General features: G+C 70.1%; 8 protein-coding genes. 5 read left to right on the top strand and 3 right to left on the bottom strand.

Annotation, left to right across the window (positions count from 1 at the left end; genetic code table 11):
* Positions 1-93: 93 nt before the first annotated feature.
* The gene (locus ACWGI8_RS33470) at positions 94-600 is read right to left on the bottom strand and encodes a MarR family winged helix-turn-helix transcriptional regulator (protein WP_453666711.1); all 507 of its coding nucleotides are present in this window, start codon (positions 598-600) and stop codon (positions 94-96) included.
* A 149-nt stretch (positions 601-749) separates the two neighbouring features.
* On the opposite strand from ACWGI8_RS33470, the gene ACWGI8_RS33465 reads away from it, so the two are divergent.
* Both ACWGI8_RS33465 and ACWGI8_RS33460 read left to right on the top strand, forming a co-directional pair.
* Positions 750-1508, top strand: coding sequence for a dioxygenase family protein (locus tag ACWGI8_RS33465; protein WP_453666713.1), 759 nt, complete (start codon positions 750-752; stop codon positions 1506-1508).
* 191 nt (positions 1509-1699) lie between these two features.
* A complete protein-coding gene (locus tag ACWGI8_RS33460) occupies positions 1700-3313 on the top strand; it encodes a hypothetical protein (protein WP_453666709.1) in 1614 nt (537 codons plus the stop codon).
* A gap of 24 nt (positions 3314-3337) precedes the next feature.
* On the opposite strand, the gene ACWGI8_RS33455 is transcribed toward ACWGI8_RS33460, so the two are convergent.
* Positions 3338-3862, bottom strand: coding sequence for an N-acetyltransferase family protein (locus ACWGI8_RS33455; RefSeq protein ID WP_453666707.1), 525 nt, complete (start codon positions 3860-3862; stop codon positions 3338-3340).
* 149 nt (positions 3863-4011) lie between these two features.
* Here ACWGI8_RS33455 and ACWGI8_RS33450 point away from each other — a divergent pair, with 149 nt between their 5' ends.
* The gene (locus tag ACWGI8_RS33450) at positions 4012-5031 is read left to right on the top strand and encodes a sigma-70 family RNA polymerase sigma factor (protein ID WP_453666706.1); all 1020 of its coding nucleotides are present in this window, start codon (positions 4012-4014) and stop codon (positions 5029-5031) included.
* A 136-nt stretch (positions 5032-5167) separates the two neighbouring features.
* On the opposite strand, the gene ACWGI8_RS33445 is transcribed toward ACWGI8_RS33450, so the two are convergent.
* Positions 5168-6130, bottom strand: a complete 963-nt coding sequence (locus tag ACWGI8_RS33445) for a helix-turn-helix transcriptional regulator (RefSeq protein WP_453666704.1) — start codon at positions 6128-6130, stop codon at positions 5168-5170.
* A 63-nt stretch (positions 6131-6193) separates the two neighbouring features.
* On the opposite strand from ACWGI8_RS33445, the gene ACWGI8_RS33440 reads away from it, so the two are divergent.
* Together ACWGI8_RS33440 and ACWGI8_RS33435 are read left to right on the top strand one after the other, a co-directional pair.
* Entirely contained in the window at positions 6194-7762 is a 1569-nt protein-coding gene (locus ACWGI8_RS33440) for an MFS transporter (RefSeq protein ID WP_453666702.1), read from the top strand.
* 203 nt (positions 7763-7965) lie between these two features.
* Positions 7966-8660 (top strand): DeoR/GlpR family DNA-binding transcription regulator (locus tag ACWGI8_RS33435; RefSeq protein ID WP_453666700.1); only part of this gene is annotated, 695 nt, incomplete at its 3' end.

The raw sequence follows: 8660 nt of genomic DNA, 5'->3' as shown, positions 1-8660 counted from the left end.
GGACAGATCTCCTCGGTTCGCCGACCCCTGGCCCGCCCGGCCGGGCGGAGGTCCGGGCCCCTGGGGTCCGGGGGGTGAAGCCCCCAGTTACCCCTAGCGCAGCCAGGGGAGGTCCGCGCCGGTGCTGTCCGGCTGGAGTCCCTCGGCCATGATGCGGGTGATCTCGCCCAGCTGGAGCACCTGTTCCGGAGTGAGCCGGTCGAAGATCGCCTGCCGTACGGCCGCGACATGGCCGGGCGCGGCCTTCTGCAGGACATCGAGTCCCTCGTCCGTCAGGTACGCGTTCTGCCCCCGTTTGTCGGAGGGGCAGTCCTCGCGGCGCACCCAGCCGTTCTTCTCCAGACGGGCGATCGCGTGCGAGAGCCGGGACCGGGTGATCTTGGCATCCTTGGCCAGCTCGGTCATGCGCAGCCGGCGGCGCGGTGCCTCGGCGAGCTGGACGAGCAGGCCGTAGTAGATGTGCGGCATACCCGCGTCCCGCTGGAGCTGGCGGTCGAGGCTGTCCTCGAGGAGCGTGGTGGCGTGGAGGTAGGAGCGCCACACGTGCTGTTCCTCGACGGTGAGCCAGCGGGGTTCGCTCGCGTTCGGTGCCGTGTTCATGTATCCACTGTACGACCTGTTCTTGAAAGTTTAACTAGATCTGCATAGGCTGATCCCGACAGGAACTTGAAGGTTCAAGCTTGACTGCTCGGGAGGCTCCCGTGAACACTCCGGACGCGACCGGCACCGCCGGCGCCACCGTGGAGCGGATGCCCGCCCTCTATCTCTCGCACGGCGCCCCGCCGCTCGCCGACGACCCGGTCTGGCCCGGCCAGCTCGCCGCCTGGTCGGCGTCGCTGCCCAGGCCCAGGGCGATCCTGATGATCTCCGCCCACTGGGAGGAGGCCCCGCTCGCCCTCGGTGCCACCGAGACCGTCCCGCTCGTGTACGACTTCTGGGGCTTCCCCGAGCGCTACTACCAGGTGCGGTACGCGGCCCCCGGCGCCCCCGCGCTCGCCGACTCGGTACGGAAGCTGCTGCGCGGCGCCGGTACGCCCGTGCAGGACATCCCGGACCGCGGTCTCGACCACGGCGCGTACGTCCCGCTCGTCGAGATGTTCCCCGGCGCCGACATCCCCGTACTCCAGGTCTCCATGCCGACGCTCGACCCGCAGCGGCTGCTGGAGATCGGGCGCAAGCTGGGCCCGCTGCGCGACGAGGGAGTGCTGATCGTGGGCAGTGGGTTCTTCACGCACAATCTGGCGGCGTTGCGGCACGCGGGCGGTGTGCCCGGCTGGTCGGCCGAGTTCGACGACTGGGGGCAGCAGGCGCTCGCCGCCGCCGACGTGGACGCGCTGCTGGACTTCGAGCGCAAGGCGCCCGCAGGGAAGCTGGCGCACCCCCGGACCGAGCACTTCGCGCCGCTCTTCGTGACGCTCGGAGCTTGTGAGGGGGACCTGTCGAGCGGCCGCAGTGTCATCGACGGTTTCTGGATGGGGCTGGCGAAACGGTCGGTCCAGTTCGGCTAGGCCTGCCTGTCTTCTGGACCGGGCCGGAGCCCGGCAGGACCGCCCGGACGGAACCTGGACCCGGACAGGGTCACGCGGATGGTGGCGGCCTGCCGCGACACGTCTCCCGCGGGGCCGGGAGAGGGCCGAATGCCTGATAGAACCCGGATCAAGCTGACGAAACATCTGAATCCGGTGAAGGGCAGGCACGCGTGAACCCCACCCCCAAAGCCGATGCCGCATCCGCGTCACGGGCCGTGTCGTCCGCCGTGGGGTGGCGAGAGCGCTCCTACGGCCTCCCCAATCCCCGCCCGGTTCCCGTCCGCCCCCCGGAAGCCGAACCCATCCGCTGGAACGCCGATGCCGCAGCGCGAACTGTCGTATGGTCCGCGGTGCTGCTGCTGACCGTCCTCCTTCTGCTGCTGATCCAGCGACTGCCGTGGAACGGTGACCTCGGCCTCCACGCCGCGACGATCGACCGGCTGCGCAGCGATCTGCTCCATCCGGGCAGCCCGCAGGTCGACGCCGACACCGACAGCCCGTACTACTCGCCCTGGACCGTGCTGCTCGCCCTGGTGGCCAAGGCGACCGGAGCCGACACCTTCGCGATGCTGCGGTTCGCAGCCCTGATCACGCTCCCTCTGCTGCTCACCGGTATCGCGCACTTCACCAGGACGCTCAGCACCCGCCGGGCCGCGCCTCCACTGGCCGTGCTCTGCCTGCTGCTGCTCTGGGGCCCGCCGCTGCTGGCATGGAGCGGTTTCCTGGAGCTCGGCTCACTGGCGCTGGTCATCTCCTACCCGAGCACCTTCGTCGTCGCGCTCTCCTTCCACTTCTGGGCGCTGCTCACCAAGGCGCTGCGCACGGAGGCGTCCTGGCGGGTCTTCCTGGGGCTCGGTCTGATGTGGGCAGTGATCATGCTCAGCCACCAGTTCTCGGGGGTCGTCGCGACCTTCGGGGCGCTGGCGGTGCTGCTCGCCCGACGGCCGTGGCCCGCCAAGGAGACCTGCCTGTGGCTGGGGGCGGGCCTCGTGCTCGGCGTCGTGGTGATCGCCGTGTGGCCGTACTACTCGTACTTCTCGCTGTTCGGCTTCGAGGGGCTGGAGGACATCCACCAGCCGCTGTACAAGGACATGTTCGCGCGCTTCGGCCTCGCCCTGATCGGGGTCGTCGCCCTGCTGTTCCGGTGGCGGCGGGACAAGCGCGACCCGCTGGTGATCCTCTTCGCCCTGGGTGCGCTGATGGTCGCGGCCGGAGGTCTCACCGGCCACTGGTCGTGGGGCAGGGCGCTGCCCGCGGCGATCATCCCCGCGCAGCTGGCCATCGCCCTCGCGATCGCGGACGCCGGGAGCAGGGCCGTCCGCAACGCCCTCGCGGCGGTCACGGGCGTCGCGATGCTGTTCGGGGCATGGACCCAGTCCACCGCCCTCGGCTATGTCTTCGTCGGTGAAGCGCTGCCCGAGGCCGTACGGGCCAAGACCTGGCCGTCCTGGCAGGGCCCCGAGTGGGTGACCCGCCATGTGGAGCGCGGCGACACCGTCATGACGGATCACCGCACCAGTCTGATGCTTCCGGCATACGGCATCTACACCGTCGCTCCCGGCTTCGACGACATCTTCCTGCCGGACCAGGAGCAGCGGCACGCCGCCGTTGAGCGCTTCTTCGCCCGCGACACTTCACGCAAGGACCGGCTCGGCATCCTGCACCGCTACAACGCCGAGTGGGTGCTGCGGTGGAGCAACGAGGGCGGTCTGCCCGGGAACGACCCGGCGCTGCGACTGGTGGGTTGGGGGCGCGAGGGCCAGCTCTACAAGGTGGTGGGCTGACCGGCCGGCCGCCTGGCGGCCCGGCTACGCGTTCAGCTTCTTCTCGTACCAGGCCACGTCCCAGTACTCGCCGAACTTCCGCCCGACCTCTTCGTAGGTGCCGATGTGGCGGAAGCCGAAGCGCTCGTGCAGCTTCACCGAGGCCTCGTTCGGCAGGGCGATCCCCGCGTAGGCGCGATGCAGGTCCTCGTCCGCGAGGGCCTCGAACAGCGCCTTGTAGAGGAGCGTGCCGATCCCGCGGCGCCCGGTGTCGGGCGCGCAGTAGACGCTGACCTCCACGGACGTCGAGTACGCGGCCTTCGGGCGGAAGGCGCTGCTGGTTGCGTAACCGAGGATTCGGCCGGAGCGGACATCCTGAGCAACCAGAAGCCGGTGCGGGCCGTCTTCAGGGTGGGAGCGCAGCCAGGGGAGGCGTTGCTCGGGGGTGAACACGGCAGTGTCAAAGGTGATGGCCGTGTCCCGCACGTAGTGGTTGTAGAGCTCCGTCAGGGCCGGGAGATCGACTTCCGAGCCTGCCCTGACCTGCACCTCTGTGTGCTCCGGCAGCATCCGTCCTCCTGTCGCGGCGGCACAGGGTACTGCAAGATCACAAAAATCCGTGCACCGTGTGGGAATTCTGTCCGGTTTCCAGTCGTTGTTTCCGTCGGATGCAGGGCACCCGGTGAGGGTGTCGCGACCTACTCAGCAAGGGAGCACGCATGGCAACCCGTGCCGTCGCCCGTCGTCAGTCCGCCTCCGCTGGGGCCGATGGGGCGAGCAGTGTTCGCGCCGTGGGCGGGGAGATCGCCGACCGCGACCTGGTCGGCATGTATCTGGACGAGATCGCGCGCACACCGCTGCTCGACGCCGCCAAGGAGGTCGAGCTCTCCCAGATCATCGAAGTCGGGGTGTATGCCCGGCAGATTCTCGACGGCGCTGTGACATCAGCCGCCGCCGAGGCGGGCGAGGGCGACGCCGGTGCCACGCGCGAGGAGCTCGAGGCCCTGGTCGCCGAGGGCGAGCGCGCCAAGGACATCTTCATCAAGTCGAACCTGCGCCTGGTGGTGGCTGTCGCGCGGCGCTATCCGCGCAGCGGTCTGCCGCTGCTGGACCTGATCCAGGAGGGCAACGCCGGCCTGGTGCGGGCGGTGGAGAAGTTCGACTACGCGAAGGGCTTCAAGTTCTCGACGTATGCGACGTGGTGGATCCGCCAGGCCATCACGCGCTCCATAGCCGACCAGTCCCGGACGATCCGGCTGCCCGTCCACCTGGTGGAGGAGCTGGGCCGGATCCGCCGTGTCCAGCGGGAGTTCAACCGTGAGCACGGGCGCGAGCCCGAGCCCGCCGAGGTCGCCGAGGAGCTGGGTTCCACCCCGGAGCGGGTCATCGACGTGCTGGACTGGGCCCGCGACCCGGTCTCGCTCAACATGTCGGTGGACGACGAGGGCGAGACGCAGTTCGGCGATCTGCTGGAGGACACCTCCGCGGTGTCGCCCGAGCAGTCGGTGATGACGCTGCTGCGCAGCGAGGAGCTCGACGACCTGATCGACAAGCTCGATCACCGCACGGCGTCGATCATCCGCATGCGGTACGGCATCGAGGACGGCCGTGAGCGCACGCTGACGGAGGTCGGCAAGGAGCACGGCCTGACGCGCGAGCGCATACGCCAGATCGAGAAGCACGCGCTGCTGGAGCTGAAGCGGATGGCCCGGGACACGGGCTTCGACGCGGCGGCGTAGCGAGGTGGGGGGCTTCGCCTCCCGCATCCCGAGCGGACCCCGGCACCCTTCCCCCCCCGGTGTCGGGGTCCTTGTCGTCACGGTCGTCACGGTCGTCACGTTCGGCTCGGTCGTTACGGTCGTTACGCCCTCGGGGTCAGCTCGCCGCCCGGGTGAGCCGGGCGCCGAGCTTTGTGAGGTAGTCGGACAGCGGCGGCGGGCCGTGGACCGTGAACTCGCAGTCGACCAGCGCCAGTCGCAGGGCCAGCCACTCCAGCGAGTCCTGTGACCGGGTGCGCAGCCGGCAGGTGCCGGGACCGGTCTGTTCGGGCGCGCCGAGGTAGTCCGGCAGGCGGGCGGCGACGAATTCCGCGGGCGCCTCGAAGCTCACGTCCAGCGCGTGCTCCGGCTGGTTCCGGGACATGGAGTGGGAGAGCAACTTCGACGCGTCCCAGCCGGCCGGCACTTCGCGCGGCGCGTAGCGGGCCCCCGTCGCAAACGGATCGCTGACCCGGTCCACCCGGAACGTACGCCAGTCGTCGCGCCCCATGTCGTACGCGACCAGGTACCAGCGCCGCCCCGTCGAGACCAGCCGGTACGGCTCGACCAGCCGCTTCGTCTCCGTACCGTCGCCCGAGCGGTAGCCGAAGCGCAGCCGCTCCCGGCCGGTGACCGTCGCCGCGATGGCGGTGAGCGTGTGCGGGTCGACGGTCGCTCCGTCGCCGCGGGTGAAGGGGATCATCGCGTTCTGGAGCGTCGATACCCGGTGCCGCAGCCGCGACGGCAGCACCTGCTCCAGCTTCGCCAGGGCGCGTACGGATGCCTCGTCGACGCCCTCGATCGCATGGCCGGCGCCCGCCCGCAGCCCCACCGCGATCGCGACGGCCTCCTCGTCGTCGAGGAGCAGCGGCGGCATGGCCGCGCCCGCGACCAGCCGGTACCCGCCGACCGCACCTCTCGTCGCCTCGACCGGATAGCCGAGGTCGCGCAGCCGGTCGATGTCCCGGCGGATCGTCCGCGGGCTGACCTGGAGCCGCTCGGCAAGCTCGCTGCCCGGCCACTCGCGCGGGGTCTGGAGGAGGGACAGCAGATTCAGCAGTCGTGCCGGGGTGTCTGTCATACGTTCCAGACTGCCCATCTTCTAGGACATCGGCTGACCTATATCCCGATTAGCTTCCTCCACATGAGCTCCCACGACGCCGTACGGGATACGGCCCCCGTCTCCGCCCCCGACTCCGCTGCCGCTGCCGACCGGCGCCGCTGGATAGCCCTGGCCATCGTGATGACGGCCGCCTTCATGGACCTGGTCGACGTCACCATCGTCAACATCGCGATCCCGTCGATCGAGCGCGATCTCGGCGCTTCGTTCGGCGCGATCCAGTGGATCACCGCCGGCTACGCGCTGGCATTCGCCGCCGGCCTGATCACGGGTGGCCGGCTCGGCGACATCTTCGGCCGCAAGCGGCTGTTCCTGATCGGTATCACCGGCTTCACGCTCGCCTCCGCGCTGTGCGGTTTCGCCTCCGGCGCCGAGATGCTCATCACCGCGCGGCTGCTGCAGGGCGCGATGGCCGCGATGATGGTGCCGCAGGTGCTCGCGATCATCCACGTGACCTTCCCGCCGCACGAGCGCGGCAAGGTCTTCGGCATGTTCGGCGCGATCGTCGGACTCGGGGCCGTTTCCGGGCCGTTGCTCGGCGCGCTGCTGACCCAGTGGAACCTGTTCGGTCTGGAGTGGCGACCGATCTTCCTGATCAACCTGCCGGTCGGTATCGCCGGCGTCCTCCTCGGCCGTAAGTTCATCACCGAGTCGCGTGCCGAGAAGGCACTCCGCCTCGACCTGGTCGGCGTCGCGCTCGCCACGCTCGGCCTGCTGATGCTGATCTACCCGCTCACGCGCGGCCGTGAGCTGGACTGGCCGCTGTGGGGCCACCTGTGCATGGTGGGCAGCCCGTTCGTGTTCGCCGTGTTCGTGGCGTACGAGAAGCGGAAGACGCGCAAGGACGGTTCGCCGCTCGTCGAGCTGTCGCTGTTCAAGGTGAAGAGCTTCGCCGCCGGTATCGCGGTCCAGCTGACCTTCGGTGTCGTCATGGGCATCTTCTTCCTGGTCTGGACCCTGTACATGCAGGTCGGCCTGGGCTGGAGCCCGCTGAAGGCGGGTGTGACGGGTGTGCCGTTCTCCATCGCCGTGTCGCTCGCGGCGGGGCTGTCCGTACAGCAGCTGGTGCCGCGTTTCGGGCGGAAGGTGCTGCAGGCGGGTGCGCTGACCATGGCGGCCGGGCTGCTGGTCTACATCTGGGAGGCCGGGCGGTACGGCACGGAGATCCACTCCTGGCAGATGATCGCGCCGCTCGTGATCATGGGTCTCGGCATGGGGCTCATCGTCGCTCCGCTGACGGACGCGGTGCTGTCCGATGTCCCGCGTGAGCACGCCGGTTCGGCGTCCGGGCTGATCAACACCACCACGCAGATGGGCAACGCGCTGGGGCTGGGCCTGGTCTCGGTGGTCTTCTTCGGGGTCATCGACGACAAGCGGCCGGCGTCGCCGGGCGAGGTCGGGGCGGCGTTCTCGGACGCGTTCCAGGGCTCGCTGTGGTGGGTCGTGGCGGTGCTTGCGGTGATCTTCGTGGTGATGTTCGCGCTGCCGGCGCGGCCGAAGCAGCATCTGGAGGGCGGAGCGGCCGTCGGCGAGGCCGGGGCGCCGGAGGGTGAGCTGCCGGAGGGTGAGCGGGAGCCGGCGCTGACGCACTGAGCGCGCGCAGCGGTGAGGGCCCGGTGCCGGGGACGTTCCCCGGTGCCGGGCCTTCGTGTGTGCCGGGCCCTCGCGTGTGCCCTGTGTGGTGCGCCGGGCCCGAATGTGTCCGTTCGTTGCCCGAGTCTGTTTACTTTGCGCAAATCAGGGCGTAGCCTGACGGGGAAACCACAGGTTCGGGCATGGAATGGACGTAAACCCACATGTACGCTCCCGAGCGCCAGCAGCAGATCCTCCGGCTCGCCCGGGAGGGCGGGCGGGTCGAAGTGCTGTCTCTCGCCGACGAGTTCCAGGTGACCGCCGAGACCATCCGGCGCGATCTCAAGGCGCTCGACCGGGCCGGGCTCGTCCGGCGCGTGCACGGTGGAGCCATCCCGGCCGGGCGGCTCGACTTCGAGCCGGACCTCTCCGAGCGCGAGTCCACCGCCGCCGACGAGAAGGACCGCATCGCGCGGGCCGCACTCGCCGAGCTGCCCGAGGACGGCAGCGTCATCCTCGACGCCGGCTCCACGGTGGCGCGGCTGGCGGCGGCCTTCCCGCTGGAGTGCTCGCTCACGGTCGTCACCCACGCGCTGCCCGCCGCCGCCCGGCTCGCCGACCATCCCGGCATCGACCTGCATCTGGTCGGCGGCCGGGTCCGGCAGCGCACGCGCGCCGCCGTCGATGCCTGGGCGCTGCGGGCGTACGGGGAGATCCGCGCCGATGTCGTCTTCCTCGGCGCCAACGGCTTCTCGGTGGACGGCGGGCTGACCACGCCCGACCTCGCCGAGGCCGCCGTCAAGCGCGCCGTCGTCTCGGCGGCGCGGCGCGTGGTGCTCCTCGCCGACTCCGCCAAATTCGGCCAGCAGCACTTCGCCCGCTTCGGCGACCTGGCCGACATCGACCTGCTCATCACCGA

Source organism: Streptomyces sp. NPDC054841 (assembly GCF_053611045.1).
This window is presented reverse-complemented; position numbering and strand designations above follow the sequence as displayed.